Source organism: Micrococcaceae bacterium Sec5.1 (assembly GCA_039636795.1).
In the GTDB taxonomy this organism is placed as follows: Bacteria; Actinomycetota; Actinomycetes; order Actinomycetales; family Micrococcaceae; genus Arthrobacter.
Genome location: CP143430.1, coordinates 1754910 through 1781427 on the forward strand (window position 1 = coordinate 1754910; position 26518 = coordinate 1781427).

General features: G+C 62.0%; 27 protein-coding genes. 23 read left to right on the plus strand and 4 right to left on the minus strand.

The features are described from left to right. Nucleotides 1-2: 2 nt before the first annotated feature. Nucleotides 3-491, plus strand: coding sequence for a hypothetical protein (locus VUN82_08135; protein ID XAS73792.1), 489 nt, complete (start codon nt 3-5; stop codon nt 489-491). Here the strand turns inward: VUN82_08135 and VUN82_08140 are convergent. Next, complete coding sequence (locus VUN82_08140; protein XAS73793.1) at nt 467-1702, minus strand: heparan-alpha-glucosaminide N-acetyltransferase domain-containing protein; 1236 nt, start codon at nt 1700-1702, stop codon at nt 467-469. The two genes, VUN82_08135 and VUN82_08140, sit on opposite strands and share 25 nt — an antisense overlap. A 239-nt stretch (nt 1703-1941) precedes the next feature. Between VUN82_08140 and VUN82_08145 the strand changes: the two genes are divergently transcribed. The 7 genes from VUN82_08145 to VUN82_08175 all read left to right on the plus strand — a co-directional run bounded on the left by VUN82_08145 (nt 1942) and on the right by VUN82_08175 (nt 9581). Further along, on the plus strand, nt 1942-2244 hold the full coding sequence (locus VUN82_08145; GenBank protein XAS74646.1) for a hypothetical protein: 303 nt from the start codon (nt 1942-1944) through the stop codon (nt 2242-2244). Between the two features lie 74 nt (nt 2245-2318). Beyond that, nucleotides 2319-3230, plus strand: coding sequence for a 4-hydroxy-tetrahydrodipicolinate synthase (dapA, locus tag VUN82_08150; GenBank protein ID XAS73794.1), 912 nt, complete (start codon nt 2319-2321; stop codon nt 3228-3230). A gap of 27 nt (nt 3231-3257) precedes the next feature. Further along, the gene (locus tag VUN82_08155; protein ID XAS73795.1) at nt 3258-4949 is read left to right on the plus strand and encodes a ribonuclease J; all 1692 of its coding nucleotides are present in this window, start codon (nt 3258-3260) and stop codon (nt 4947-4949) included. Between the two features lie 73 nt (nt 4950-5022). Next, the gene (locus tag VUN82_08160) at nt 5023-7887 is read left to right on the plus strand and encodes a DNA translocase FtsK (protein XAS73796.1); all 2865 of its coding nucleotides are present in this window, start codon (nt 5023-5025) and stop codon (nt 7885-7887) included. Nucleotides 7888-7896: 9 nt separating this feature from the next. Next, a complete protein-coding gene (pgsA, locus tag VUN82_08165) occupies nt 7897-8499 on the plus strand; it encodes a CDP-diacylglycerol--glycerol-3-phosphate 3-phosphatidyltransferase (protein XAS73797.1) in 603 nt (200 codons plus the stop codon). Further along, nucleotides 8496-9008 (plus strand): nicotinamide-nucleotide amidohydrolase family protein, encoded by a 513-nt coding sequence (locus tag VUN82_08170; GenBank protein ID XAS73798.1) that lies wholly within the window; start codon nt 8496-8498, stop codon nt 9006-9008. Before pgsA ends, VUN82_08170 begins: the two co-directional genes overlap by 4 nt. Nucleotides 9009-9146: 138 nt before the next feature. Beyond that, complete coding sequence (locus tag VUN82_08175) at nt 9147-9581, plus strand: helix-turn-helix transcriptional regulator (GenBank protein XAS73799.1); 435 nt, start codon at nt 9147-9149, stop codon at nt 9579-9581. Between the two features lie 70 nt (nt 9582-9651). Here VUN82_08175 and VUN82_08180 read toward each other — a convergent pair whose 3' ends face one another. Beyond that, nucleotides 9652-10200: a MarR family transcriptional regulator gene (locus VUN82_08180; protein ID XAS73800.1), complete on the minus strand. Its 549-nt coding sequence runs from the start codon at nt 10198-10200 to the stop codon at nt 9652-9654. Between the two features lie 68 nt (nt 10201-10268). Between VUN82_08180 and VUN82_08185 the strand changes: the two genes are divergently transcribed. The 6 genes from VUN82_08185 (at nt 10269) to dapF (ending at nt 15863) form a co-directional block, all read left to right on the plus strand. Further along, complete coding sequence (locus VUN82_08185) at nt 10269-10466, plus strand: DUF3046 domain-containing protein (protein ID XAS74647.1); 198 nt, start codon at nt 10269-10271, stop codon at nt 10464-10466. 270 nt (nt 10467-10736) lie between these two features. Next, nucleotides 10737-11777: a recombinase RecA gene (gene recA, locus VUN82_08190; GenBank protein XAS73801.1), complete on the plus strand. Its 1041-nt coding sequence runs from the start codon at nt 10737-10739 to the stop codon at nt 11775-11777. Further along, nucleotides 11767-12309 carry a regulatory protein RecX gene (locus VUN82_08195; protein XAS73802.1) on the plus strand — a complete coding sequence of 181 codons (543 nt, stop codon included), beginning with the start codon at nt 11767-11769 and terminating at the stop codon, nt 12307-12309. Before recA ends, VUN82_08195 begins: the two co-directional genes overlap by 11 nt. Before the next feature lie 155 nt (nt 12310-12464). Next, complete coding sequence (gene miaB, locus VUN82_08200) at nt 12465-13907, plus strand: tRNA (N6-isopentenyl adenosine(37)-C2)-methylthiotransferase MiaB (protein ID XAS74648.1); 1443 nt, start codon at nt 12465-12467, stop codon at nt 13905-13907. A 20-nt stretch (nt 13908-13927) separates the two neighbouring features. Next, nucleotides 13928-14833 (plus strand): tRNA (adenosine(37)-N6)-dimethylallyltransferase MiaA, encoded by a 906-nt coding sequence (miaA, locus tag VUN82_08205; protein XAS73803.1) that lies wholly within the window; start codon nt 13928-13930, stop codon nt 14831-14833. A 61-nt stretch (nt 14834-14894) separates the two neighbouring features. After that, nucleotides 14895-15863: a diaminopimelate epimerase gene (dapF, locus tag VUN82_08210; protein XAS73804.1), complete on the plus strand. Its 969-nt coding sequence runs from the start codon at nt 14895-14897 to the stop codon at nt 15861-15863. Here the strand turns inward: dapF and VUN82_08215 are convergent. Further along, entirely contained in the window at nt 15844-16458 is a 615-nt protein-coding gene (locus VUN82_08215; GenBank protein ID XAS73805.1) for a methyltransferase, read from the minus strand. The two genes, dapF and VUN82_08215, sit on opposite strands and share 20 nt — an antisense overlap. 497 nt (nt 16459-16955) lie before the next feature. Here VUN82_08215 and hflX point away from each other — a divergent pair, with 497 nt between their 5' ends. Beyond that, nucleotides 16956-18518, plus strand: coding sequence for a GTPase HflX (gene hflX / locus VUN82_08220; protein XAS73806.1), 1563 nt, complete (start codon nt 16956-16958; stop codon nt 18516-18518). Continuing rightward, nucleotides 18511-20568 carry an ATP-dependent DNA helicase gene (locus tag VUN82_08225; GenBank protein XAS73807.1) on the plus strand — a complete coding sequence of 686 codons (2058 nt, stop codon included), beginning with the start codon at nt 18511-18513 and terminating at the stop codon, nt 20566-20568. Before hflX ends, VUN82_08225 begins: the two co-directional genes overlap by 8 nt. 10 nt (nt 20569-20578) lie before the next feature. On the opposite strand, the gene lexA is transcribed toward VUN82_08225, so the two are convergent. Next, nucleotides 20579-21322 (minus strand): transcriptional repressor LexA, encoded by a 744-nt coding sequence (gene lexA, locus VUN82_08230; protein ID XAS73808.1) that lies wholly within the window; start codon nt 21320-21322, stop codon nt 20579-20581. A 355-nt stretch (nt 21323-21677) separates the two neighbouring features. On the opposite strand from lexA, the gene VUN82_08235 reads away from it, so the two are divergent. The 7 genes from VUN82_08235 (at nt 21678) to VUN82_08265 (ending at nt 26478) form a co-directional block, all read left to right on the plus strand. Further along, nucleotides 21678-22037 carry a LysM peptidoglycan-binding domain-containing protein gene (locus VUN82_08235; protein ID XAS73809.1) on the plus strand — a complete coding sequence of 120 codons (360 nt, stop codon included), beginning with the start codon at nt 21678-21680 and terminating at the stop codon, nt 22035-22037. Nucleotides 22038-22114: 77 nt separating this feature from the next. Continuing rightward, nucleotides 22115-23233, plus strand: a complete 1119-nt coding sequence (locus tag VUN82_08240) for a histidinol-phosphate transaminase (protein ID XAS73810.1) — start codon at nt 22115-22117, stop codon at nt 23231-23233. A 46-nt stretch (nt 23234-23279) separates the two neighbouring features. Then, on the plus strand, nt 23280-23906 hold the full coding sequence (hisB, locus tag VUN82_08245; GenBank protein XAS73811.1) for an imidazoleglycerol-phosphate dehydratase HisB: 627 nt from the start codon (nt 23280-23282) through the stop codon (nt 23904-23906). After that, nucleotides 23903-24664, plus strand: coding sequence for an imidazole glycerol phosphate synthase subunit HisH (hisH, locus tag VUN82_08250; GenBank protein ID XAS73812.1), 762 nt, complete (start codon nt 23903-23905; stop codon nt 24662-24664). The genes hisB and hisH overlap by 4 nt, the downstream gene beginning before the upstream one ends. Then, complete coding sequence (locus VUN82_08255) at nt 24665-24823, plus strand: hypothetical protein (protein XAS73813.1); 159 nt, start codon at nt 24665-24667, stop codon at nt 24821-24823. Between the two features lie 33 nt (nt 24824-24856). After that, nucleotides 24857-25600, plus strand: coding sequence for a bifunctional 1-(5-phosphoribosyl)-5-((5-phosphoribosylamino)methylideneamino)imidazole-4-carboxamide isomerase/phosphoribosylanthranilate isomerase PriA (priA, locus tag VUN82_08260; protein XAS73814.1), 744 nt, complete (start codon nt 24857-24859; stop codon nt 25598-25600). Continuing rightward, nucleotides 25600-26478 (plus strand): SseB family protein, encoded by an 879-nt coding sequence (locus VUN82_08265; protein ID XAS73815.1) that lies wholly within the window; start codon nt 25600-25602, stop codon nt 26476-26478. Before priA ends, VUN82_08265 begins: the two co-directional genes overlap by 1 nt. The last annotated feature ends 40 nt before the right edge of the window (nt 26479-26518 follow it).

A 26518-nucleotide genomic window follows, 5' to 3' on the forward strand; every position in this document is an offset into this window, starting at 1 on the left:
CCATGGGAACTCTTTGGGAGTCTGTGAAGAAGAACCGCACCAAAATCTGGGTTGGTGCCATCACCTTGCTGTTGGTGCTGTATCTGGTGGTTTCCCTCCAGCGGTCCATCCTGTTGCTTGGTGATCCCAATCTGGTGGCAAAGGGCATCGGCGCTGCTTACCTCGTTTTGCCCATGATTGGCGCTTGGGCGCTCATTCGTGAGGTGTTGTTTGGCGCGAGAACCGAACAGATGGCCAAGGTTTTGGAAGCCGAGGGCGGACTGCCTGTGGATACCCTGCCGCGCACGCCCGGTGGCCGCATTGTCCGTGCTGCCGCGGACGCCGAGTTCGAAAAGTACCGTGAGGAGGCCGAGGCAGCGCCGGGGGATTGGCGTTCCTGGTTCCGGTTGAGCTGTGCCTACGATGCCTCTGGAGATCGCAAACGTGCCCGCGCTTCAATGCGCGACGCCGTGAAACTGTTCCGTTCTCAGCCCACGGCAGCCGGGCGGTAACTGCCCAAACGCGAGGCCTGGTGTGCCAGCCACTCCAGAGGTCCCCGGCGTCGGAAGAGGGCAAAGCACACGCCGATGCTTACGGCGGCCAGCGCCTGCGTCCAATACATTCCTTCGTCGGTCCACCCCGCTGGAAGTGGCTTGTTGTGGAAACCGGAGACCGCCCACACGTGGAGTGAATACAACGTGAGGGTCATGGCACCCGGACCGCTGAGGAGTATGAGGAAGTTGACCTTGATGCGTTCGGCCAGCGTGCCGAGCATCAGGAAGAACCCGACGACGGCGGCCGCCACCCCGCCGGTATGAAGCAGGTCCAGGGTTGTGCCAGCATGTGGTGCCGCGCTTGCCAGCCACCACCAGGAATCCACCTGTTGCAATCCGGTCAGATTCACCTGGAGCATGCTCTCGAGCGGGTATCCGCGTGTTCCGGGAAGTGCTTCGAGGGCGGCGCGACCGCCCCATACCTCCATGGCCAGGGTTCCTGCGATTTTCGCCAAAGCGGCCACGGCGAATCCGCAGGTGAAGAGCAGCAACTGGACGTTCGCCGTCGTGAGCGCCAAACGTCCGATCGCCAGTCCGATCAGCAAATAAGCGATCCACTGGAACACGGGGTAGTAGCCACTGAAGAACAGGTCCGCGACAAGGCGTCCCGGCGTCTCCAGGTCCTCGCTGTTTGGATTGTGGCCCAACTGCAGGGGAGGGGTGGCGTCGAGAAACCAGGGGTGGACGAGGTAGGCGATCAGGGGTGACACCAGGACCCAGCCGAGCGCCCACAAGAAGAGCGCTTTCAGTCGCAATCCCAGAAACGGCAGGATGCACAGGAACAGGACGGCATAGTGCACCAGGATGATCGCGATGTTGACGTCCAGACCCCCAAGAGTCAGCCCGACGACGGCAATCACCAAGGCCCGCATCGCAACACCGCTTCTGGCCGCCCAGAGGTCCATGCCTTGGCGCGGCTCTTGTTTCCCGGTGGTGAGTGCCAACCCGATTCCGGCGAGGACTGCGAACAGCGCAGCGGACCTGCCCGAGAAAACCAGTCCCACCCAGGTGGGTTCCCACTGGGGGGAGGGCCCGAACGTCGGCATCAAATGGGTGGCCATCATTCCGAGCAGGGCCAGGCCGCGGGCGGCGTCAATGCCCGTGAGGCGGGTGGAGACTTTGCGTCCCCTGGGCACCTTCCGGGCTGGCGCCGTCTCTTGCGAAGTCATGCTGCGATCGTCTCACAAGCGCCTATGGCGCCGCTGTGATGCGGGTTGGAAGCATCTTCGCGGCAGGTGGCTCATAGCGGAATTGCGCGCGGCTCCGGCTCAAGGGCCTTGTTTTCGAATATATGTTCGAATAATATGGCTGCATGAACGATGCTCCAAGTCCTCTGCCTCCAAGTCCTCTGCCTCCAAATCCTCGGCCTCAAAATCCTCGGCAAGGCCTCCACGGACCCATGAAGGCGATGAGTCCGGGTGTGGTCGACTTCCTCTTCAGGCAACTCGTGGCAGGGGAGCCGCCAGAGGACGTCCAGTGGCGCAGCGAGGGCACGGTCCTGATCGAGCAGCCGCCGGGTGCTGAGCTTGCACGTCGCCTGGCTGAAACAGACCTTGAAGCCCTCACGCCAAGGGAACTCTTCGACTACGTCCGCGCTTCCCAACGCCTGGTTGCGTGGGCGGAACAGCTGAAGGAAAAAGCGGTGGCGCAGTATTGCTCGGAGGGGACGGCGAGTTCGGAGGGGACGCTGAAGACGCCCAAGCCCGCATAGTCAGCAGTGCCGATGACGACCATCACGCGGAACCCATTCCCGGAACATGGCCGTGACAAGGTAACGTTTTTCTTATGTCTGACTCCCGCGCCCACATTCCCGCACTTGGTACCCTGTTGACCGCCATGGTCACCCCGTTCACCGAGGATGGCAAGGTCGACTACGACCAAGCTGCAGCATTGGCGGAGAAGCTGGTCCAGGACGGTTGCGACGGACTCGTGGTCACCGGTACCACTGGAGAGACCTCAACCCTTACTGACGAAGAAAACCTCGGCATGTTCCGTGCGGTCAAGGAAGCCGTGGGGGGCAAAGCTGCCATCATTGCCGGAACCGGCACCAATGACACCGCGCACTCGGTGCACCTGTCCCAGCGTGCGGCCCAGATTGGCATCGACGGCCTTCTGATCGTCACTCCTTACTACAACAAGCCCAGCCAGGCCGGCGTTCGGGCCCACTTTGAGGCGATTGCGTCCTCTACGGACCTGCCGGTCATGCTCTACGACATCCCCGGACGCTCTTCCATTGCCATCGCTCCCGAGACCATGATTGGGCTTGCGAAGCACCCGAACATCGTGGCCGTGAAGGACGCGAAGGCGGACTTCGCCGCAGCCACCCGCGTCATGGCCGAGACCGATTTGGTCTTTTACTCCGGCGACGACGGCCTCACACTGCAGTGGATGGCGCTCGGCGCCGTAGGGCTCGTGGGCGTAACCACCCACGTGGCCACCCGACGTTTCCGCGAACTCATTGACGCTGTCAATGCCAATGACCTCGCCAAGGCGCGGGCCATCAACTTTGAACTGGAACCCGTGGTGCGTGCAACCATGACGCGGGTCCAAGGCGCTGTAGCCGCCAAGCAGATTCTCAAGTGGCAGGGAGTCCTGCCCAACTCGGTTGTCCGTTTGCCCCTCGTGGAGCCGGACGAGGCCGAGATCCAAACCATCCGCGGGGATTTGGCGGAAGCCGGAATGGACTTCAACGTCTAGGACGGTTCCGCCGGAAAGAAGCACAATATGACCCAAACAGCCCTTCCTGGATTGGTTACTCCGCCGAAACTGCCGCAAGGCACATTGCGGATTGTTCCGCTGGGTGGACTGGGGGAGATAGGCCGCAACATGGCGGTCTTCGAAATCGACGGCAAGTTGCTGATCGTTGACTGCGGCGTACTTTTTCCCGAGGAAACGCAGCCCGGCGTTGATTTGATCCTTCCCGACTTCTCTTACATCGAGGACCGGCTGCAGGATGTTGTTGGTGTGGTGCTCACTCACGGCCACGAAGACCACATCGGTGCTGTTCCCTATCTGCTGCGCCTCAAAGCGGACATCCCTTTGATCGGCTCCCAGTTGACGCTGGCCCTGGTGGAGGCGAAGCTCCAGGAACATCGGATCAAGCCGTACACGCTGACCGTTACCGAGGGCCAGGTGGAGCAGTTCGGCCCGTTCGAATGCGAATTCATCGCAGTGAACCACTCGATCCCGGACGCCTTGGCAGTCTTCATCCGCACCGAGGGCGGCACTGTCCTGCATACGGGCGACTTCAAGATGGACCAACTGCCCTTGGACGGCCGCATCACCGACCTCCGTCACTTCGCCCGCCTGGGCGAAGAAGGAGTGGACCTCTTCATGGCAGACTCCACTAACGCCGACGTTCCCGGGTTCACCACCGCCGAGAAGGAGATCGGCCCCACGCTTGATCGATTGTTCGGGCAGGCGAAGAAGCGCATCATCGTGGCTTCTTTCTCTTCCCACGTTCACCGCGTCCAGCAGGTTCTCGACGCCGCAGCCAAGCACGGCCGCAACGTTGCCTTCGTGGGCCGTTCCATGGTTCGGAACATGGCCATCGCGGCCAAACTGGGCTACCTTGACGTGCCCAACGGGATCCTGGTGGACATCAAGAACATTGACAACCTCCCCGATGACCGGGTGGTCCTCATGTCCACCGGCTCCCAGGGCGAGCCCATGGCGGCACTATCTCGCATGGCCAACGGCGACCACCGAGTGGTTGTCGGCCAGGGCGACACCGTGATCCTGGCCTCCAGCCTCATCCCAGGCAACGAGAACGCAGTCTTCCGCATCATCAACGGCTTGCTGAAGCTCGGTGCCGATGTGATTCACAAGGGAACGGCCAAGGTTCACGTGTCCGGACACGCAGCTGCCGGCGAATTGCTGTACTGCTACAACATCCTTGAGCCCCTCAATGCGATGCCTGTCCACGGTGAAACGCGTCACTTGATTGCCAATGGAAATATTGCCGAAGAATCCGGCGTGCCTTCCGACGGCATCATCCTCAGCGATAATGGCACCGTTATTGACCTGAAGGACCACAAGGCCAACATCGTTGGCCAGGTAGAGGTCGGCTTTGTTTATGTGGACGGTTCCAGCGTGGGTGAAATCACCGATGCGGATCTGAAGGACCGGCGTATCCTCGGCGACGAAGGCTTCATCTCCATCATCACGGTTATTAACCGGACCACCGGCAAGATCGTCTCCGGACCGGAAATCCATGCACGTGGCGTAGCGGAGGATGACGCCGTCTTCGACGAAATCATTCCCAAGATCAACGCCGCGTTGGAAGAAGCTGTGCTCAACCACGCAGACCACACCAACCACCAGCTGCAGCAGGTAGTGCGCAGGATCATCGGAACATGGGTGAACCGGAAGCTTCGTCGCCGTCCCATGATCATTCCGGTGGTCCTGGAGGCGTAGTCCACCGGCAACATGCATCCCAGGGGGTCTGAAATCCGCGGATTTCGGGCCCCCTTGGGGTAGCGTGGCAAGCATGGCGACCCGTACTTCCTCCACGCCACGAGGCAGCTCCAGTAGTAAATCCGGCGGCACAGGCCGGGGCGCAGCTGCATCCAAAAGCACCGCAGCCACGCCCAGGAACGGTCGGGGCAGCAGTGCCCGCACCAAGCAGCCGGCCGCCGTCGAGCCCCATGCGCCGCTGCCCGTGCGCATGCTGGCGGGCGTCTGGCAGGGCATTGGGCACGTAGTTGGCGCAGGAGTCCGCCGGATCGGATACGACGTCAGCGATCTCGATCCCGCCGATCGCCGCGACGGTGCAGCCCTGTTCAACCTCGTGCTGGGAATCGGCATTGCCACCTTCGCTTGGTGGGGCCTGACCGGATGGCTGCCTGACGCCGTCTACAGCGTGGTCAATGGCACTTTCGGCTGGATGTCGCTTGTTTTGCCTTTCATGCTTTTCATCTGCGCTTTCCGCCTCTTCCGCAAACCGCAGGATGGCCGCGGCAACAACCGCGTTGGCATCGGCTTCATGATCATGACTTTTGCCGGTTCCGGCTTGGCCCACATCATCGGCGGCCAGCCCACCGTGGCCGATGGCTTCGATGGGCTGCGCAGGGCGGGCGGAATGCTGGGCTTCCTTGCAGCGTCGCCACTTGCTGCAATTCATGCCGCCGTCCCGGTGATCGTCTACAGCCTGTTGGCCTTCGTGTCAGTGCTGATCGTTACGGCCACGCCCTTCGGGGCGATCCCCTCCAGGATCCGCTCCGCCTACGAGCACCTCATGGGCGTGGACCTCATGGATGCCGAGTCCGGCAAGGATGCCCATGATCGCAGCTACCTCTATGAAAACGGGGCGGTTGCAAAGCCCAAGAAGAAGAAGCGGATGCGCTTCTTCGGCAAGGATGAGGATACCGACGCCGGTTTGGAAGGCTACGTCGGTGACGAAGCCTTTGAGCATGCAATAGTCGACGACGACGAAACTCCCCAAGCATCTGCCCCGCGCGTTCCGCCGGGCGTACGCCGCCCCACCCAAGCTGAGATAGCAGTGGGTAAGATCAAGGCTGCCCAGGGCTTGGGTGCTGCTCCAGGCATCGACAACCCCACAGAGGCCATTCCCGTCCTCACCCCGGAAATGACGGCACCCACAGTGGCGCAGGTTCCGGCCCGGCCAGCAACGCCCCCTCCGCCGCCCACGCCAATTCCGCAGCGTACAGAGCAACTGTCACTGGCCGGGGACGTCACGTACACCCTGCCTGCCTCGGACTTCCTGACACCAGGCTCCATTCCGAAGGAGCGCACCGAAGCGAATGACGCCGTCGTGGCCGCCCTGACGGACACGCTGACCCAATTCAATGTTGATGCCGCCGTAACCGGCTTCAGTCGCGGCCCCACAGTGACACGCTATGAAATCGAACTGTCTCCCGGCACCAAGGTGGAGCGCGTAACGGCGCTGTCCAAGAACATCTCCTACGCGGTGGCATCCAGCGACGTCCGTATTCTGAGCCCCATTCCCGGCAAGTCCGCAATCGGCATCGAGATTCCCAACACGGACCGCGAAACGGTATCCCTGGGCGATGTGCTGCGGAGCCAGAATGCACGCCGCACTGACCACCCGATGGTCATGGGCGTCGGCAAGGACGTCGAGGGCGGTTATGTCGTCGCCAACCTGGCCAAGATGCCCCACCTCCTGGTGGCCGGTGCTACAGGTGCTGGTAAGTCAAGCTTCGTGAACTCCATGATCACCTCGATCCTGATGCGCGCTACGCCTGACGAAGTCCGCATGGTCATGGTGGACCCCAAGCGCGTGGAACTGACTGCGTATGAAGGCGTTCCACACTTGATTACGCCCATCATCACCAATCCCAAGAAGGCGGCCGAAGCCCTGCAGTGGGTGGTTCGGGAGATGGACGCCCGTTATGACGATCTCGCCAACTACGGGTACAAGCACATCGACGACTTCAACAAGGCGGTCAGGGCAGGCAAGGTCACGCCGCCCGTTGACTCCAAGCGAGTCATCAAGCCCTACCCGTACTTGTTGGTCATTGTGGACGAGCTAGCGGACCTCATGATGGTGGCGCCACGCGACGTCGAAGACTCGATCGTCCGCATCACCCAGCTGGCACGTGCCGCCGGCATCCACCTGGTGTTGGCTACGCAGCGGCCATCCGTGGACGTCGTCACGGGCCTCATCAAAGCCAACGTGCCCTCCCGCATGGCGTTCGCCACCTCGTCCGTCACGGACTCCCGCGTGGTGCTGGACCAGCCTGGCGCCGAAAAACTCATTGGCCAGGGCGATGCGCTCTTCCTGCCGATGGGCGCTTCCAAGGCCATGCGTGTGCAGGGTGCCTGGGTGACGGAATCCGAAATCCACAAGGTTGTTGAACATGTCAAGGGCCAGTTGCAGGCTGTGTACCGGGACGACGTCGCTGCTGAGGCCCCCAAGAAACAGATCGACGACGACATCGGAGACGACCTCGAGGTGCTGCTGCAGGCCACCGAATTGGTGGTCACCACGCAGTTCGGTTCCACCTCCATGTTGCAGCGCAAGCTTCGTGTCGGCTTCGCCAAGGCCGGACGCCTCATGGACCTCCTGGAGTCCCGCGGCGTCGTGGGTCCCTCCGAAGGCTCCAAAGCCCGGGATGTCCTGGTTAAGCCGGATGACCTCGCTGCCGTGCTTGCTGCCATGAAGGGACAGGAATCGCCGGCTGCGCCTGACGCCCACACTGCGGCACTGAGCGATAACGCGAACTCCAATATCGCCGTCGGCGGCTACGCCGAGGACCTGGTGGCAGCGGACCTCGACAACCGGACCCAAGCTGTTGAATATTTCGACGGCGCCGACGTCCCCGATGATGAGGACGAGGGCGGCGAGGACGCCTGGTCGCTCACCGGACGGTAGCCTAGAGGGGTGACTACAGCCGAGGGTGACAACGCCGCTTCCACCAGCTCCGATGTCTGGAACCTTCCCAATATCCTCACGATGCTCCGTATCGTCCTGGTTCCATTTTTCGTCTGGTTCCTGGTGGCGGATGATAACCATCAAGGTATTTGGCGGTGGGCTGCCGTTGTGGCCTTCGCCGTAGCGATCTACACGGACAAGCTCGACGGCGATATCGCCCGTGCCCGTGGCCTCATCACCAACTTCGGCAAGATTGCGGACCCCATTGCCGACAAACTGCTGATCGGCTCAGCGCTGGTGCTCTTGTCCATCCTCGGGGAACTGCCCTGGTGGGTGACTATCCTCATCCTGGTCCGCGAGTGGGGCATCACGGCACTGAGGTTCTTTGTGATCCGATACGGCGTTATGCCGGCTTCCCGCGGCGGAAAGCTCAAGACCGTCATCCAGACAGTGGCCATCTTCCTGTACATCCTGCCGCTTGAGGCCATCGCGCCGTGGCTGGTCATTGTGGCCTTCTGGGTCATGATGGCCGCCCTTGCCATCACGCTATGGACCGGAGCGGAGTACGTCGTCCAGGCGCTCCGCCTTCGGGCTGCGGGCCGCCGCGCATGAGCAACCCCGTGGACGCCGCCAAAGCCTCGGAACTAGCGACGGCGGCAGTTGCCTTGGCATTGGGAAAGAGCCTTACCGTTGCCACCGCCGAGTCGCTGACAGCAGGAATGGTGGCGGCCAGCCTGGCCAACACACCCGGTGCGTCCGGAATGTTGCAGGGCGGCGTGATTGCTTATCAGAACTCCGTGAAGGCCTCAATCCTCGGTGTTTCGACGGAGCTGATTTCTGCCGTTGGTTCAGTGGATGGCGGAGTAGCGGCGGCCATGGCCGAAGGTGCCAGGCGCGCCTGTACGGCCGACGTCGGAATATCCACTACTGGTGTGGCCGGTCCGGAGGCCCACGACGGCAAAGCCGTGGGAACAGTCTTCGTTGGGGTCGCCACCAGTACTGGCACTGGTTCGTTTGAATTCAGCTTTTCGGGGGACAGGCAAAGTATCAGGGAAAAGGCCTGCGAAGCTGCGCTGGCGCATCTGATTGATGCACTGGAAGGGGTTGGTTACCGTTCGTAAAGTAGCCGGGAACAAAAACTCATTGCCAATAGTTGTGTCATTGTGTCGCTTCGGAACAGCCGGGGCGCCTAGGATGTAAAAAACCATACCGGTCCGCCAGCCAGCGAACCGGATGAACGAGGGAGCAAGGCGATACAGATGGTAAAGCAGCCCGTATCCGTAAACGGCGTTGTCCGCTGGAAGGATGTGGGCTTGGCTAAGCAGGCACAGAGCGAACAGAAGGAGCGCAAGATGGTTGTACTACGCCACGAAATCGGTGATGTATTGCGCGATGTCCGCCAGCGTCAGGGCCGAACCCTCCGCGAGGTCTCGCACAGCGCCCGCGTCTCACTCGGATACCTGAGTGAGGTTGAACGCGGCCAAAAGGAGGCTTCTTCCGAGCTCCTGTCCTCTATCTGCACCGCCCTGGACGTTCCGTTGTCCAGCATGCTCCGCGAAGTCAGCGACCGCGTGGCCGTTGCGGAGGGCGTAGCTGTTCCGGACACCGTTCCGCAGGAATTCTCCCAGCGCTACGGTCGCGATCTTGACCTTACCGACGACTTCCCGCAGGGGATGCTCTCCGGAGCCCGGTAACGGTCAGACCAGGAATTATCACGAAAGGTCCCCAGCCTCAGGCTGGGGACCTTTCGCATTGGTGCTGCTGTCAGTCCTGCGTGGGATTGGCAGTCTCCCCGGACTCGGTGTCCTTCAGGGTGGTGTCCTTGATGATGCTTTCGCCATAGACGGCGTTGAGCCGGCCCATGTAGTCGGCCAAGGTTTGGACGTCTTCCAGCGGCCACTCACCGAGTCGCTCACGGAACACCTGGCGGCGCGCGTCCTGGACTTGATGCATCTTCTCCTCGCCTTTTTCCGTCAGGCGGATGGACTGAGCCCTTCCGTCCTGCGGATCTGCCTCCTTGTAGACCAGGCCAATACTTTCCAGAAATGCGATCTGGCGGCTCACTGAGGGCTTGCCCACTCCGATGCACGAGGCAAGGTCCGTCAGGCGGATGGGACCTTCGCGGCGAATGATCGTCAGCAGGCCGTACGCGGCAGGCTCCATGTCGGGGTGGACCTGACGGGACAACTGATGCGAGATGGAACGGGCACGGCGCCAGAGCAGGCTCAGCTGGTGTTCCACCTGCTGAAGGGCGTCGTCTATGGTGTCACCTGGCACGGCCTCGGGGGGCGTGCTCTGGAGAGGATTGCTCATGGCAACCATTCTAGAGTCCGGCGTCGTGAGAGACTCTATCCGTGAGGGCAAGTGACTTCTGGCGTTTAATGGACGATGAATTTGGGGCAGGCTATTCCCGCGTCCTGGCCAATTCCCTGGTGCTGGCCGGCGTGGGAGGGCGGACCGCCGTGGAGGCACTGGCTGCCGGCTACCAGCCCCGGGACGTCTGGCTGGCAATGTGCGAAGTCCAGGATGTACCGCCGGAGCGCAGGCTCGGCCGGGATATCAAGCCTGCGGCGAACTGAAGTCCAGCCACGTTTGCCGAGGGACTTCCAGGCTCCATGGTGGTGACACGCCCGCATGCATTGTTCGAATATCTGTTCGGATGGGGATATGCTCCTGTGAGAGGAAAATTGTTCCTGAAGGACGCATTCCACAGGCAATCGGAGGGCGTGGTTATCCACATAGCCCACGTCGGCTTCAAAAAATGTCAGGGAGCCGTAATAGCGTCTGACATGACAGGAAAGCGGCCATTCAGGCCACTCCACAGCGAGAAAGCATCAGAGGTGTGAACCATGGCGGCAACCCCGGATCGTGAGAAGGCGCTCGAAGCAGCGCTTGCCCAGATCGACAAGCAGTTCGGCAAAGGCTCCATCATGCGCTTGGGTGATGACACCCGCGCACCGATCGAAGTTATTCCAACCGGATCCATTGCACTGGACGTCGCCCTTGGCATTGGTGGCTTGCCCCGAGGCCGCGTCGTGGAGATCTACGGCCCGGAATCCTCTGGTAAGACCACAGTGGCCCTGCACGCTGTAGCCAATGCGCAACGTAACGGTGGCATAGCGGCCTTCATCGACGCCGAGCACGCCCTGGATCCTGACTACGCAGCCAAGCTGGGCGTGGACACGGATGCCTTGCTCGTGTCGCAGCCGGACACAGGTGAGCAGGCCCTGGAAATCATGGACATGCTGGTGGGCTCCGGTTCCCTGGACGTCATCGTCATTGACTCCGTGGCTGCTTTGGTTCCGCGTGCTGAAATCGAGGGCGAGATGGGCGATTCCCACGTCGGCCTCCAGGCTCGGCTCATGAGCCAGGCCCTGCGAAAGATTACCGGCCGCTTGAGCCAGACCAAGACCACCGCAATCTTCATCAACCAGTTGCGTGAGAAGATCGGCGTCTTCTTTGGATCGCCCGAAACCACCACCGGTGGTAAGGCCCTGAAGTTCTACGCCTCAGTGCGCATCGATGTCCGTCGCATTCAGACGCTGAAGGAAGGTGCCGACTCCGTCGGTAACCGCACCAAGGCCAAGATCGTCAAGAACAAGATGGCCCCGCCCTTCAAGATTGCTGAATTCGACATTATTTACGGCCAGGGCATCTCCCGCGAGGGAGGAATCATTGACATGGGCGTCGAGCACGGCATCATCAAGAAGTCCGGCTCGTGGTTCACGTACGACGGCGATCAGCTGGGCCAGGGTATGGAGAATTCACGGCGCTTCCTGCGTGATAACCCGGAGCTGGCCCAGGAACTTGAGCGCCTCATCAAGGAAAAGCTTGGCGTGGGTGTCAAGCCGGAGGCAGATTCCCCGAAGCTGAAGGCCGTTGACGGCTAGGAGCGGGCCGGACCCGGAGTCCTCCGTATCCGGCGATCCTGAGCCTGATCCCGAATCCGTGGCCCGCGCCATCGTCCTGCGGCAATTGACGATGGCGCCACGGAGTCGGCTGCAGCTGTCCCGCAAGCTGGCAGAACGTAATGTTCCCCAAGAGGTTGCAGAGGCCGTGCTGGACCGTTTCGAGGAAGTCCAGCTCATTGATGATGCTGAGTTTGCCAGAATGTGGGTGCGCAGCCGTTCCCAAAGCAGGAAGCTGGCCAAGGGTGCCATTCGTCGTGAGCTGACGGAGAAGGGCATCGATCTCGATGATGCCGAGGAAGCACTCTCACAGCTCAGCGATGAAGATGAGGAAATCGCCGCCCGCGAGCTTGTGGAGCGCAAACTGAGGCCCGGCATGGATCTCTCGGATCGCGCAGAACGTGACAAGTACACCCGCAGGTTGGCGTCCATGCTGGCACGGAAGGGCTATGCCCCTTCAATGGCCTTCCGGATCGTCGGTGAGATACTTGCCCAAGCCGGTACCCTTGAGTAGTGAGTTTGACCATTCCTTCCCCCTCAGCAGAATCCACGCCTTCGGCCCTGGCATTGGCAACCAGTGCTGGTGCCCAAGTGACGGATGCCTCTGCCCCGTTTGAGCCTGACCCGTTTGAACCGAGGACGTATCAGGTCCGGACTTTCGGCTGCCAGATGAACGTCCACGATTCCGAACGTATGGCCGGCCTCCTTGAGGACGCCGGCTACGTGCCCGCGGACGGTGAGGTTGCGGACATTGTGGTGTTCAACACGTGCGCCGTTCGGGAAAATGCCGACAACAAGCTCTATGGAAACCTTGGCCAGCTTCGGCAGGTCAAAGCAGCCCACCCTGGCATGCAGATCGCTGTTGGTGGCTGCCTCGCCCAGAAGGACCGGGAAACCATCGTCAAGAAGGCTCCTTGGGTTGACGCTGTCTTTGGCACCCACAACGTAGGCGCACTTCCGGCACTGCTGAAGCGGGCGCGGCACAACAACGAGGCCCAACTTGAAATCCTGGAATCGCTGGACGTCTTCCCCTCCACCCTTCCCACCAAGCGCGACTCCGTCTATTCCGGCTGGGTTTCGATTTCAGTAGGTTGCAACAACACGTGCACGTTCTGCATCGTGCCCTCCCTTCGTGGCAAGGAGAAGGACCGCCGTCCGGGAGAAATCCTGGCGGAAATTCAGGCCTTGGTGGACGACGGCGCCGTGGAAGTCACGTTGCTGGGCCAGAACGTGAATTCCTACGGGGTTGAGTTCGGTGACCGCCAGGCCTTCTCCAAGCTCCTTCGGGCCTGTGGGGAAATTGAAGGCCTTGAGCGCGTGCGCTTCACCAGTCCGCACCCAGCCGCATTTACTGACGACGTCATTGATGCCATGGCCGAGACACCCAATGTGATGCCGCAGCTGCACATGCCCCTTCAATCGGGCTCGGACAAGGTCCTCAAGGACATGCGGCGCTCGTACCGGTCCAGCAAGTTCCTGGGCATCCTGGACAAGGTTCGTGAGCGGATCCCCAACGCGGCCATCACTACGGACATCATTGTTGGCTTCCCGGGTGAAACCGAGGAGGATTTCCAAGCGACCCTTGACGTCGTGGAGAAATCGCGGTTCGCCACAGCCTTCACCTTCCAGTACTCCAAACGGCCTGATACGCCGGCCGCCGAGCTCCCGGAGCAACTTCCCAAAGCAGTGGTCCAGGAGCGCTTTGAACGTCTGACCGCCCTGCAGGACCGTATCGCGGCGGAGGAGAACGCCAAGCAACTGGGTTGCCGTGTGGAAGTGCTGGTGACAGCGCAGTCCGGCCGCAAAGCAGAGGAAACGCACCGGTTGTCTGGCCGATCCAAGGATCAGCGACTCGTTCATTTCTCAGTACCTGACGGTGCGCAAACCCCTCGCCCCGGGGACTTTGTCACCGTGACCATTACCGAAGCCGCGGCATTCCACCTGGTTGCCGATCCTGCAAGCCTGGACGATTACATGTTGCGCCGGTCGAGGGCGGGTGACGCCTGGGATCGCTCGCAGGCAGATTCCTGCGGTGTTCCCAGTGCTGGTGCGGCCTCGGGCAAGAAGGGTGTGTCCTTGGGCATGCCGTCGCTGCCTGTTCGCGGCGCCTGACGTCGATTATTCGAGATCGAATGGCCCTCTCCCATGCCGCGCCGCCGGTGATTGCCGTCGTCGGGCCAACCGGGTCCGGTAAATCGGACCTGGCCGTCGAGCTGGCCCTTGCACTCAATGGCGAGGTCATCAACGCTGACGCCCTGCAGTTCTATCGCGGCATGGACATCGGTACGGCCAAGATCACTGTGGACGAACGCAAGGGCGTGCCACATCATCTGCTGGACACAAAGGACGTCACGGAGGAAGCCAGCGTGGCGGACTTCCAAGCGGAATGCCGCGCCGTCATCAATGACATCCACGCCCGGGGCAAGCGGGCCATCATGGTGGGCGGCTCTGGCCTCTACGTGCGGGCCGCCCTGGATGTACTGGAGTTCCCCGGCACGGACCCCGACTTGCGAAAACGGCTTGAGGACGAATGGGAAACCTTCGGTCTGGCGCCGTTGCGGGCCCGGCTTGAAAAGGTGGATCCCGTCTCGGCAGGCCGTCTGGGGGATGCCCGGCGGGTGATCAGGGCCCTGGAGGTTTACGGAATGACAGGACGCCCGTTCAGCTCGTTCATGCCACAACGCGAGTACTTCCAGCCGGCCCTGCAGATTGGCCTGTCTGTGGACCGCGAGGTCCTGCGGGAGCGGCTGGCGATCCGCGTACACCGGATGGTGGATGCGGGGTTGCTGCAGGAAGTGGAACGGCTTGATGCGGCCGGGCTGCGGCGCGGCAAGACAGCCTCGCGTGCACTGGGATATGCACAGTTCCTTAGGGTGCTCGACTCCGAAGTCAGCGTCCCGGAGGCAGCTGAAGAAACCATTGTGGCCACGAGGCAGTTCGCCCGGCGACAATTGACGTGGTTTCGGGCCGATCCGCGGATCGCGTGGCTCGATTGGCAGGATTCGGAGCTCGTGTCCAAAGCAGTCGCGCTGGCCTAGCCGGGCTGGCGCTCACTACAGCAATTTCTGGCCGAACCTGCCCGGCGGGTAGCCTAGTCCCATGGATCAAACCGCCGCAGTTCCCGCCCAGCAGTCCGCCGCTGCGGGCGCCCCCGTGCCCACTGCCAGCCTTTCCGGCTTGGCGTTTTCCAAGGGCCATGGAACGGGCAATGATTTCGTCCTGATTGCTGATCCCGGTGATGTCCACGAGATCTCTCCCGAGCAAGTAGCACAGCTGTGCGAAAGGCATCGGGGGATAGGTGGCGACGGTCTTATCCGTGCTGTTCCTTCGCGGTATCTGCCCGAAGGCCGCGTCCTGCTCGAGCAGGACGCCTCTGCGGAATGGTTCATGGACTACCGTAACGGCGATGGCTCGTTGTCGGAGATGTGCGGCAACGGCGTCCGCGTCTTCGTGCATTTCCTGATCGCCCAAGGCTTGGTTGAGCTCGGGCCGGGTCAATCCTTGACCATCGGAACACGTGGCGGGATTAAGAAGATTGTGCGCACGGCCGACGGCTATGCCGTGGATATGGGCCCGTGGGAATTCATTTTCCCTGCAGAAGCACAAAGCAAAGCCATGGATGCCTTGGTCAGCGCAGACGGCCTGGAAGTGGCCAGGCCCGGCCTCTCCGTCAGCATGGGCAACCCGCACACTGTGGTTGCGCTTGCCGAGCTCAGCGAACTCTCCGCTACGAAATTATTCACCGCTCCGGCAGTGGATCCCAAGCCTGCCAACGGCACCAATGTCGAGTTTGTAGTACCCGCAGAGCCGCTGGTTCACGACGGTGTGGGAACCATCACCATGCGCGTCCACGAGCGTGGAGTCGGCGAAACCCAATCGTGTGGCACCGGGGCTTGTGCCGCCGCCGTCGCGATCCGTCATTGGGCTGGCAGCAGCGCCCCCAACTCTTGGCACGTCAACGTTCCCGGTGGCGTGGTGGACGTGAAGTTCTTCCCGGGTGAGGATGGCCGGGAACACGTTGAGCTCAGCGGCCCCGCAGTCATTGTGGCTAGTGGGACGCTTTCCTGACGCGAAGGATCCTGAAGGACTTGGAGGTGCTCTCGCGGGAAACCGTGAAGGACTTGTCCAGTTCGTTGGCCAGCCAGCGTTGGAGGGAGTCCGAGCCCAGGTTTTTCTGAACCACCATCCACGCGTTGCCGCCAGGTGCCAGCCGGGGCAGCCACGTTAGTAGCAGCGAGTGTAGTTCGTCCTTGCCGATGCGGATCGGCGGGTTGGACCAGATCGTGTCGAATTCGACGCCGGGGTCTACCTCATCCGGGAGGCTGGCCTTCACGTTGTTCAAGCCCAGGGCAGCCGCGTTCTCGTTGGCCAACGTGATGCAGCGCTCGTTGACATCCACGGCGTAGACCTGTGCCAGGGGCGCCATGAGCCCCATCGTGAGGGCGACAGGACCCCAACCGCACCCAATATCCAGCAGGTTGCCCCGGGGCGAAGGCGGTGGAACCTCGGCCAAAAGTACCTTGGTGCCCTTGTCCACACCGTCGGGGCTGAAGATGCCCGACGACGTCTGCACATGACGGGTAGCTCCAGCCAGTTCCACAGTGAGGGGCTTGCGGGTGAACGGACCGGCCGGTTGGGCGCTGAAATAGTGTGCAGACTCCATAATTTGCCAGATTAGTTGGCTATCGGCGGCTTGGGAAACTGCCCTCGGGCCGGGACAGTTTGACAGTGCTGCTAATGTGGAAGGCATGTTCTTGATCTTTGAGTAATCAGCCCGAGCCGACCCTTTCACGTCGGCAAGGCACCTGCCCGCGATGCAGGCCCGCTTGGCGTATCAACCCAGCTCATGGCCATTCCGCCCGCAGGTTCCGTCCGGCAGACTCCGCAATCGCCCGTTGTTGGTTGATCGCGGTTGCTCAGTAGAACATGTCCCACCCCAGCTGTCGCGAAAGCAGTGGCCCTGCCATCTGCTGTTAGCTCTTGGTTTATGGGTTTGGCGATGAATTCTCCTGCAGGACAGGACCTCCCGCGGACCAACCCGCTCGATCCAAGCACCACAGGAGGCCCTATATGGCCGAAGCTCGTCAGCCCACCGCGAATACCGTCCCATTGGACGCAAAACAGCACTATTCTGGATATGCCGAACAGTCTAAGGAGACCATGACCACCCAGAAGCACTCCGGATCCGATTCCGACGCCCAGGACATGAGTCCTGAACAAATCCAGGCCGTCATTGACCGGATTCTTTCCAAGGATGTACCCGCACAGGCATCCGATGACAATGATGCCAAAGGTGTTTTCGGCAGGGCACAAGCGATCTCCACGCTTGACCACGAACACAGCATTTACGACGGCGACCAGGAAGACCTGGCGGACCGACGTGCGCTCCGCCGCACCGCGGGCCTTTCCACCGAACTCGAAGACGTCACAGAGGTTGAGTACCGGCAGCTGCGCCTGGAGCGCGTTGTCCTGGCTGGCCTGTGGACAGAAGGCACTTTGGCTGACGCCGAGAATTCGCTTCGCGAACTCGCAGCATTGGCAGAGACAGCAGGATCCGAGGTCCTTGACGGCCTGGTTCAGCGGCGCACAAAGCCGGACCCCGGCACGTTCCTCGGATCGGGCAAGGCGCAGGAACTCAAGGACATCGTGGCCGCCACTGGCGCCGATACCGTGGTGGTCGACACCGAACTTTCCCCCTCGCAGCGACGCGGACTCGAGGACATCGTCAAGGTCAAGGTGGTGGACAGGACCACGCTGATCCTGGATATCTTCGCGCAGCATGCCAAGAGTCGCGAAGGTAAGGCACAGGTTGAACTCGCACAACTCGAGTACCTGCTCCCCAGGCTCCGTGGTTGGGGTGACTCCATGTCCCGTCAGGCCGGTGGCCAAGTGGGTGGAGCCGGTGCCGGTATGGGTTCCCGTGGTCCAGGCGAAACAAAGATCGAGCTCGATCGCCGAAGGATCCGGACGCGCATGGCCAAGCTGCGTCGGGAGATCGCCGCGATGAAGCCGGCGCGCGAGACCAAGCGGGCCAACCGCCGTCGTAATGCCGTGCCTTCGGTGGCTATCGCCGGCTACACCAACGCTGGAAAGTCTTCGCTCCTGAACCGGCTGACCGATGCTGGGGTGCTGGTGGAAAATGCCCTGTTCGCCACCCTGGACCCGACCGTCAGGAAGGCACAGACCCCGGATGGCATCGGCTACACGCTGGCTGACACCGTTGGATTCGTCCGCTCGCTGCCTACGCAGCTGGTGGAAGCCTTCCGCTCCACGTTGGAGGAAGTTGCGGACGCAGACCTGATCCTGCACGTCGTGGACGCCTCCCACCCGGACCCGGAAGGACAAATCGCAGCTGTGCGTGCTGTCTTCACCGAGGTGGACGCCCGCAAGGTTCCGGAAATCATCGTCCTGAACAAGGTGGACGTTGCGGATCCTTTCGTGGTGGAACGCCTGAAGCAGAAGGAGCCGCGGCACGCCGTGGTTTCCACCCGCACGGGCCAGGGCATACCTGAACTCCTCGAAGAGATCAGCCGGTCGATTCCCCGGCCGGGAGTCCGCCTCGAGGTCCTCATCCCGTACGACCGTGGTGACATGGTCAACAAGCTGCACAACTCCGATTCGGAAATCCTGAGCCTCGAGCACGAGGAAAACGGGACCCGCGTGGTGGCCATGGTCCGTGAGGGATTGGCCGCCGAGCTGGAGTCATTCGTCAGCAATGGTTGAGAAGGTGGCGGCGGACGCCGTCGAGTCGGTGGGGGAGAAGTTCACCCTCGAGTTGTTGGACAAAGCAGTTGCTGGAATGGGCGGTCAAAGCCGTTCAGGCCAGCACGAAATGGCACGGCAAGTCACCAGGGCCATCGAGTCCGGTGAACATTTGCTGGTCCAGGCGGGAACGGGAACGGGTAAGTCCTTGGCTTACCTGATTCCGTTGATCGCCCATTCCATGGACAGCGACAAACCGACGCTGGTGTCCACCGCTACCTTGGCCCTGCAAACACAGATTGTGGGCAGGGACCTGCCCCGGCTATTGGAGACCATAAGCCCGGCCCTCGAGCGTCCTGTGAACGTGGCACTCGTCAAGGGCCGGGCGAACTATGTTTGCCTGCAAAAGCTGGAGGGCGGCTTCCCCAGCGAAGAGCCGTCCGAGGGCCAACTTTTTTCCCTGGGTGAGGACACCAGCGTGCCGCATTTCGCAGCGGCGGTTGGCGGCCCGTCGTCGCAATTGGGCAAGGAAGTGGTCCGGCTCCGCGAGTGGGCCGAAAAGACGGCCACGGGCGACCGCGATGAACTGATGCCGGGGGTGACGGATCGGGCCTGGAGGCAGGTCTCCGTGACGTCAATGGAGTGTTTGGGGGCACAGAAGTGCCCACTCGCTGAGGAATGCTTCAGCGAGCAGGCACGGGCCCGGGCGGCTGAGGCGGACGTCGTGGTCACCAACCATGCCATGCTTGCCGTCAGTGCCTTCGAAGGGCTTGCTGTACTGCCCGAGTACGACGTCGTTGTGGTTGATGAAGCTCATGAGCTGCAGGACAGGGTCACGGGGGCCGTCACGGGCCAGCTGTCCGTAGCAATGGTGCATGCTGCGGCTTCGAGCGCGCGTAAGCACACCGCCATTACCGTAGACGCCCTGAACGCGGCAGCCGACCGACTGGACATGGCCATTGCCGGAGTCCCCAACGGACTGCTGCCCAACGGGCTCAACGACGAACAACTGGACTGCCTGGACCAACTGCGTGATGCCACACGCGCTGCGTTGTCTGACTCGAAGACTGACTCTTCAAACGCGGTCGACGGCGGCCGGCAGCTTGCGCGCTCACGGCTCATGCTCATTCTGGAACTGTGCGAGCGGATGCTCGCAGCCAAGGAGAACCGTGAAGTGGTGTGGTTCTCCAGGAACAGCACCTTCGATCCCCAGCAGGGGTACTCCCCGCCGGATGAGACCGCGCCCGCACTGATCAACATCGCTCCGCTTAGCGTTGCCGGCCGGCTGCGGGAAGGCCTTTTCGCAGGGCACACAGTGGTGCTTACTTCTGCCACGCTCGCTATTGGATCCGCCTTTGAGCCTGCCGCCGGTGGCCTGGGGCTGATTGGAGAGGGTGCACCGAGCTGGACTGGGTTGGACGTCGGATCGCCTTTTGATTATCCGAAGCAGGGCGTCCTTTACGTGGCCAAGCACCTGCCCAAGCCCGGCAGGGGCACTTCTCCCGAGGCACTGGATGAGCTTGAAGACCTCATCCGTGCTTCCGGTGGGGGAGCCCTGTGCCTCTTCTCCTCACGTCGGGCGGCCGAGGAAGCCGCAGAGGCGATGCGTCCACGTCTGGATGTGGACATCCTCTGCCAAGGCGAATCCACTATGGCAGCGCTCGTGAAGCAGTTTGCCGACGAACCGGACACCTGCCTCTTTGGCACGATGTCCTTGTGGCAGGGCGTCGACGTCCCTGGCGGTTCATGCCGCCTTGTGGTGATTGACCGCATTCCGTTCCCGAGGCCGGACGACCCGCTGATGACCGCACGCTCGCGAGCTGTTGCGCAGTCCGGGGGCAACGGGTTCATGGCGGTGTCAGCTACGCACGCGGCAATTCGCCTGGCACAGGGGGCAGGACGCCTCATTCGCTCCACTGGCGACAAAGGCGTGGTCGCCGTGCTGGACTCACGGCTTTCCACGGAACGGTACGGCGCGTTCCTGCGCGCAGCTTTGCCACCCTTCTGGGCAACGACGGATCGCAATGTTGTGCGCGGCGTCCTGGAACGCTTGGGCGCAAAGACAACGTAGGCAAACGCCCCTAAAGGGAGCGCAGGACCGAGACGACCTTGCCCATAATGGTGGCCTGGTCTCCCAGTATCGGTTCGTACTGCGTGTTCTGGGGGAGCAGCCATGTGTGGCCGTCCCGCTGGCGGAAGGTTTTTACCGTGGCTTCGTCATCCAGGAGTGCTGCCACGATGTCACCGTTGATGGCGTCATTCTGGCGCCGGACAACTACCCAGTCACCGTCACAAATTGCGGCATCGATCATGGAGTCACCAGCGACCTTCAGCATGAACAGTTCGCCGTGGCCCACCAGTTGCCGGGGCAGGGGCAGGACGTCCTCAATAGTCTGGTCTGCGAGGATGGGGCCACCGGCCGCGATGCGTCCCACCAGGGGCACCATGGCAGTGTCGCTGGCACTGGCCAACTCCGTCACGGCGAGTCCACCTGCACTACGCAGTGTGGTAGCTGCTTCGACTCCGGGAATTGTCCCGCCGTCAAGGGTCAAAGGCATGAGGACTTCCATGGCGCGGGGGCGCTTGGGATCTCTGCGCAGGTAGCCCAGCTTCTCCAACTGGGAGAGCTGATGGGTGACGCTGGACAGGCTCGCCAGACCAACGGTGTCACCAATTTCGCGCATGCTGGGCGGATAGCCGTTGTCATTGACGGACCGCTGGATGGTTTCCAGGATTTTCTTCTGCCGGACAGTCAGGCTTTTGGGACTCTTTTGAGGCTGCTGGCTCCGCAGGGGTGCCCCGCCGCCGGTGGCTTTCGCTGCCATGTTCGCCAATGCCCTTCTGTTCCGCCCGGTCACGGTCTGAAGTGTGCCCGGGGATGTTGGATCTGAAAAAATGTCAGACCCTCCTGTTCCACTGAAACAGTGCCTGTTTCTTCACTCAAACCTAGGCCAGGCACAGGCGTTTATCAAACATTCGTTCTAGCGAGTCTCGACACCGTTCGTTGATAAGTGCTAAAAATGTCATAGCAAGGTTCGAATATGTGTTCTATAAAAGTTGAACCTGGCTCGGATGTTCGAAGAAAGTGTTCGAATATCCGGGGCGGGTCCAACGAACACAAGGAATTGGCAGCCGGCAACGGGCATCCGATGCAGGCAATCGCTCAGAAGGGCTCAGCTCATGTCCGCAATCTCTACGTTCCACGAATTCCGCAACACCCCGGCGCCTACGCGTCTCCGGCTTACCCGGCGCGGCAGGATCGTGTTCTTCGGCATCCCCGCCATGCTGCTGCTTGCCGCGCTGCTGAGCCTTGCCGGCTTCATCAACTCTCCGGCCAAGGCTTCGGATTCCCAGTCCCAACTGCAGCCGCCGGTGGCCGTCACGGTTACTGTCCAGCCCGGGCAGTCACTGTGGGGCATCGCCGGTGCGGCTGCGCCGGAGCGGGACCCGCGTGATGTCATCGCAGAAATCATCCAGTTGAACGATCTCCGCGGGGGACGCATCCAACCCGGCCAGCAACTGTTCGTTCCCGCGAACTGAGTGGCCAGGGGGCTATGGGTCACCGTCCCTGGCGTCACAGTTACTCTGCAGTCGCACCGGCACCTTAAACTGTCTTGGTGAGTGACCAGCTTGAGCGACTTGACCGACTTCCCCTCCGGACCAACCTGCGTGGACTGAGCCCCTATGGCGCGCCGCAGCTTGATGTCCCCATTTTGCTCAACGTCAACGAGAACACCCATGGCGTGCCGGCCGATGTGCAAGCGGCCATTACCGAGGCCGTTGCGGCCGCGGCCACGGGCCTGAACCGATACCCTGACCGCGAGTTCACCGAACTTCGTGAATCCCTCGCCGATTACCTCGGTCACGGGCTTTCCGCGGACAACATCTGGGCGGCCAACGGCTCCAACGAGGTCCTGCAGCAGATTCTGCAGGCCTTCGGAGGTCCGGGGCGCAAGGCATTGGGCTTCCCTCCCACGTATTCCATGTACCCGTTGCTTGCCAGTGGCACGGACACTGAGTACGTCCGTGGAGTGCGAGCTGATGACTATGGCCTGGACGCGGCTTCTGCTGCCGCCCAGGTGAAGGAGACTGGCGCGAATATCGTGTTCCTGTGCTCTCCGAACAACCCCACGGGAACGGGACTGGGGCTGGACGTCGTCGAAGCTGTGTACGAAGCCGGCGATGCCAGCCAGGCTATCGTCATCGTGGACGAGGCCTACCACGAGTTTGCGCACGACAACACGCCGAGCGCGCTGACGCTTCTTCCCGGGCGGGAGCGTTTGATCGTCTCGCGCACCATGAGCAAGGCCTTTGCCCTTGCAGGTGCACGCCTGGGCTACATGGCCGCCGCACCTGAGGTTACTGATGCCATCAGGCTCGTCCGGCTGCCGTACCACCTCTCAGCGGTCACGCAAGCCACGGCCCTGGCTGCCCTCAACCACCGCGAAGCGCTCATGGCCGACGTCGAGGACATCAAGGTCCAACGCGACCGCATTGTGACCGAGCTCCTCCGAATGGGACTCAAGCCTGCGGCCTCGGACTCAAACTACGTTTTCTTCGGTGGGCTTTCGAACCCGCACGCGATCTGGCAGGGCCTGCTGGATGCGGGCGTCCTGATCCGTGACGTCGGCATTCCAGGACACCTGCGGGTGACTGCGGGAACGGAAAAGGAAACAACGGCCTTCCTTGAGGCCTTGGAAGCCCTTCTGGACAGCCCTGCGTCCCAGCCCAACTAAACTTGTCAATAGACCCACCCCATTCTTCGTGTATAAGGACGTCCCAATGAGCGAAACCGGCGCCACGCCGTCCGCTGACCGCACTGCGCGCATGGAGCGCACCACCAGCGAATCCTCCGTCCTGGTGGAGATCAACCTGGATGGCACCGGTGTCTCGGACATCAGCACCACGGTTCCCTTCTATGACCACATGCTGACGGCGTTGTGCAAGCACTCCCTGATCGACATGACCGTCAAGGCCACGGGTGACACCCACATCGATGCCCACCACACCGTGGAGGATGTGGCCATTACTTTTGGTGAGGTCTTGCGTACTGCCTTGGGCAACAAAGCCGGAATCCGCCGCTTTGGTGAAGCTACGGTTCCATTGGACGAAGCCTTGGCGCACGCTGTCGTGGATGTTTCGGGGCGCCCATATCTGGTACACGGAGGAGAACCCGCGGGGCAGGAGTACCACCTCATCGGTGGCCACTTCACGGGTTCGTTGACCCGTCACGTCTTTGAAGCCATCACGTTGCACGCCGGTATCTGCCTGCACATGAACGTCCTTGCAGGCCGCGATCCGCACCACATCGTCGAGGCCCAGTTCAAAGCCTTCGCGCGGGCTCTTCGCTCGGCAGTGGAGTCGGATCCCCGAGTCGAGGGCATTCCATCCACCAAGGGGGCGCTATGAGCGGGCAAATCCTGAAGGACGGTGCGGTTACTGACGCTTCGGCTAACCTCAAGCCGGAGTCGCCTGAAGGTAAGCCCACGGTTACGGTGCTGGACTACGGTTCGGGCAACGTCCGTTCGGCCGTTCGCGCCCTTGAGCGTGCCGGCGCCGAAGTGGTTCTCAGCTCCAAGCCTGAGGATGTGCTGAATGCCGACGGGCTGCTGGTCCCCGGCGTCGGCGCCTTTGAAACGGTAATGAAGGAACTCAAGGCCGTCGATGCCATCCGCATGATCGGCCGCCGCGTCGCAGGTGGGCGGCCCGTCCTGGCAATCTGCGTTGGGCTGCAGGTGCTCTTCGAAGCCGGAGTCGAGCACGGCACCGAGTCCGAGGGCATGGCCGAATGGCCGGGCAAGGTTGAACTCCTTCCCGCCCCTGTGGTTCCCCACATGGGTTGGAACACGGTGGACGTCCCTGAAGGATCAAAGCTTTTCGCGGGCGTTGAGCAGGAACGCTTCTACTTTGTGCACTCATACGGTGTGCAGGAGTGGAACTTCGACGTCGTCCAGCCTCGGATGGCCCCACCTCTGGTGACCTGGTCCGAGCACGGCGCACGCTTTATCGCCGCTGTCGAAAACGGCCCCCTGTGCGCAACCCAGTTCCACCCTGAGAAATCCGGAGACGCCGGGGCGCGCCTCCTGCGCAACTGGGTGGACGGCCTTCGCAAGCCTGGATCCACGGTGGCACAGGCTCCGGCAGCGGACGATCGTGGTGCAGCCTAGATGTGGTCGGTAGTGCTCATGGGCCTTGCCGGCGTGCTGGTGGGTGGAGGTATCTCTTTTCACCAGCAGAAGAAGCCACTGTGGGTTTCCGTTTCCTTCTATGTGCTCGCGGGGATGTCCCTGCTGGCCGCCTATCTCCTGACGCTGCCTGGCAACTGACGCCTCGCATCCCCATCAACTCCTAGGACACACATGACCACCTCTGCCCAGTCCGTTCTGGAACTCCTCCCCGCCGTCGACATCGTTGATGGCCAGGCAGTCCGCCTGCTGCAAGGCGAGGCAGGCTCGGAAACCAGTTACGGCACGCCCCTCGAAGCTGCCTTGAACTGGCAGAACGCCGGTGCTGAGTGGGTGCACATGGTGGACCTCGACGCCGCTTTTGGCCGTGGCAACAACGCGGACCTCATTAGCGAGGTCGTGTCCCAGCTCAACGTCAAGGTTGAGTTGTCCGGCGGCCTGCGGGATGACGAGTCGCTGGAACGGGCCCTGGAATTGGGCGTGGAGCGGGTGAACCTCGGTACAGCAGCATTGGAGAACCCTGAATGGACACGGCGCGCCATTGACCGCTTCGGTGACAAGATCGCCGTCGGCCTCGATGTCCGTGGTACCACCCTGGCCGGTCGCGGCTGGACCAAAGAAGGCGGCGACCTCTGGGAAGTTCTTGCCCGCTTGGAGGACGCCGGCTGCGCACGCTACGTGGTCACCGACGTCACCAAAGACGGAACCCTGCAAGGTCCAAATGTTGACTTGCTGCGCCAAATGGTGGAGAAAACGGGTAAGCCCGTGGTGGCTTCAGGTGGTATCTCCAGCCTTGAGGATCTTCGCGTGCTTCGTGAACTCGTGCCCCTGGGCGTTGAGGGCGCGATTGTTGGCAAAGCCCTTTATGCAGGTGCTTTCACCCTGCCCGAAGCGTTGGACGTAGCCGGTCGTCGTTGATGTCCGATTCACGACGCGAACTTCCAGGCCACATTGCTGCTGCCTTGGCCGGTGCCGGCGGAGCCACCGACTCGGCGGGGCAGCCTTGGGAAGGCCGCAGCCTTAGCGGTGACGATGTCAGGATCCACAATTTTGAGGACGACGACGGTTCGGCGGACTCAGGCTACCTCGCTGCCGTTGCTGCCCTGCTGAATGGGACGGGCAGTGAGGCGGAGGTTGTAGCTTCACTTGCGACCGCCCGGGTCTTCGTTCCCGTGGTAGCCCAGCTCGCCGAGGAAGCCGAAGGTGTTGATGGGCTGCACGCGGACAAGCATGCCGATATGGCATTAGTCACACTCAAGGCCCCTGATGGTCGGAAGGCCATGCCGGTGTTCACGACGGCCGCTGCTCTTGAAGCCTGGCATGCGGACGCCCGGCCGGTAGCTGTTTATGCGGCAAGGGCTGCCCTTTCGGCCGTTTCCGAAGGCGCACAATTGCTGGTGCTGGACCCCGGTTCCGCGTTCACGTTCGTGGTTCGGCGGCCAGCCATGTGGGCGTTGGCGCAGCAGCGGGACTGGACGCCGTCTTACCTTGATGATCAACTGGAGTCTGCTCTCGCTTCACAGGCCGAGGCGTTTCCGGCGGTTCGCCGACTCAAAACACAGGCCGGTGGTGGCGTAGCCTGCCTGACGGCGGATGGCCGGACGGTCCCTGGCGGAGGCGCTGGCCCGGAACTGCGGATAGTGCTGTTCCTTGAGGACGGACTCGACGCCGCATCCGTCCAGTCGCTGGTGGCTGACCTGAATGAGGCGTGGGCGAAGCTGGAATCGTTTGCCGAGGGCGTCGACTCCATCGAAGTAAAACTGCAACGTGCGGCGCAGGAGCCTGGGCTGCACTAGCGGCAGTACCCGTCCACCGGGACTGCCCCGGGGGAACAAG

Bases quoted from the DNA above. Each gene is read 5' to 3' on its own strand.
- VUN82_08135 (XAS73792.1), top strand. From the start codon at position 3: ATGGGAACTCTTTGGGAGTCTGTGAAGAAGAACCGCACCAAAATCTGG.
- VUN82_08140 (XAS73793.1), bottom strand. From the start codon at position 1,702: ATGACTTCGCAAGAGACGGCGCCAGCCCGGAAGGTGCCCAGGGGACGC.
- VUN82_08145 (XAS74646.1), top strand. From the start codon at position 1,942: ATGAGTCCGGGTGTGGTCGACTTCCTCTTCAGGCAACTCGTGGCAGGG.
- dapA (XAS73794.1), top strand. From the start codon at position 2,319: ATGTCTGACTCCCGCGCCCACATTCCCGCACTTGGTACCCTGTTGACC.
- VUN82_08155 (XAS73795.1), top strand. From the start codon at position 3,258: ATGACCCAAACAGCCCTTCCTGGATTGGTTACTCCGCCGAAACTGCCG.
- VUN82_08160 (XAS73796.1), top strand. From the start codon at position 5,023: ATGGCGACCCGTACTTCCTCCACGCCACGAGGCAGCTCCAGTAGTAAA.
- VUN82_08170 (XAS73798.1), top strand. From the start codon at position 8,496: ATGAGCAACCCCGTGGACGCCGCCAAAGCCTCGGAACTAGCGACGGCG.
- VUN82_08175 (XAS73799.1), top strand. From the start codon at position 9,147: ATGGTAAAGCAGCCCGTATCCGTAAACGGCGTTGTCCGCTGGAAGGAT.
- VUN82_08180 (XAS73800.1), bottom strand. From the start codon at position 10,200: ATGAGCAATCCTCTCCAGAGCACGCCCCCCGAGGCCGTGCCAGGTGAC.
- VUN82_08185 (XAS74647.1), top strand. From the start codon at position 10,269: ATGGACGATGAATTTGGGGCAGGCTATTCCCGCGTCCTGGCCAATTCC.
- recA (XAS73801.1), top strand. From the start codon at position 10,737: ATGGCGGCAACCCCGGATCGTGAGAAGGCGCTCGAAGCAGCGCTTGCC.
- miaB (XAS74648.1), top strand. From the start codon at position 12,465: ATGAACGTCCACGATTCCGAACGTATGGCCGGCCTCCTTGAGGACGCC.
- miaA (XAS73803.1), top strand. From the start codon at position 13,928: ATGGCCCTCTCCCATGCCGCGCCGCCGGTGATTGCCGTCGTCGGGCCA.
- dapF (XAS73804.1), top strand. From the start codon at position 14,895: ATGGATCAAACCGCCGCAGTTCCCGCCCAGCAGTCCGCCGCTGCGGGC.
- VUN82_08215 (XAS73805.1), bottom strand. From the start codon at position 16,458: ATGGAGTCTGCACACTATTTCAGCGCCCAACCGGCCGGTCCGTTCACC.
- hflX (XAS73806.1), top strand. From the start codon at position 16,956: ATGACCACCCAGAAGCACTCCGGATCCGATTCCGACGCCCAGGACATG.
- VUN82_08225 (XAS73807.1), top strand. From the start codon at position 18,511: ATGGTTGAGAAGGTGGCGGCGGACGCCGTCGAGTCGGTGGGGGAGAAG.
- lexA (XAS73808.1), bottom strand. From the start codon at position 21,322: ATGGCAGCGAAAGCCACCGGCGGCGGGGCACCCCTGCGGAGCCAGCAG.
- VUN82_08235 (XAS73809.1), top strand. From the start codon at position 21,678: ATGTCCGCAATCTCTACGTTCCACGAATTCCGCAACACCCCGGCGCCT.
- hisB (XAS73811.1), top strand. From the start codon at position 23,280: ATGAGCGAAACCGGCGCCACGCCGTCCGCTGACCGCACTGCGCGCATG.
- hisH (XAS73812.1), top strand. From the start codon at position 23,903: ATGAGCGGGCAAATCCTGAAGGACGGTGCGGTTACTGACGCTTCGGCT.
- VUN82_08255 (XAS73813.1), top strand. From the start codon at position 24,665: ATGTGGTCGGTAGTGCTCATGGGCCTTGCCGGCGTGCTGGTGGGTGGA.
- priA (XAS73814.1), top strand. From the start codon at position 24,857: ATGACCACCTCTGCCCAGTCCGTTCTGGAACTCCTCCCCGCCGTCGAC.
- VUN82_08265 (XAS73815.1), top strand. From the start codon at position 25,600: ATGTCCGATTCACGACGCGAACTTCCAGGCCACATTGCTGCTGCCTTG.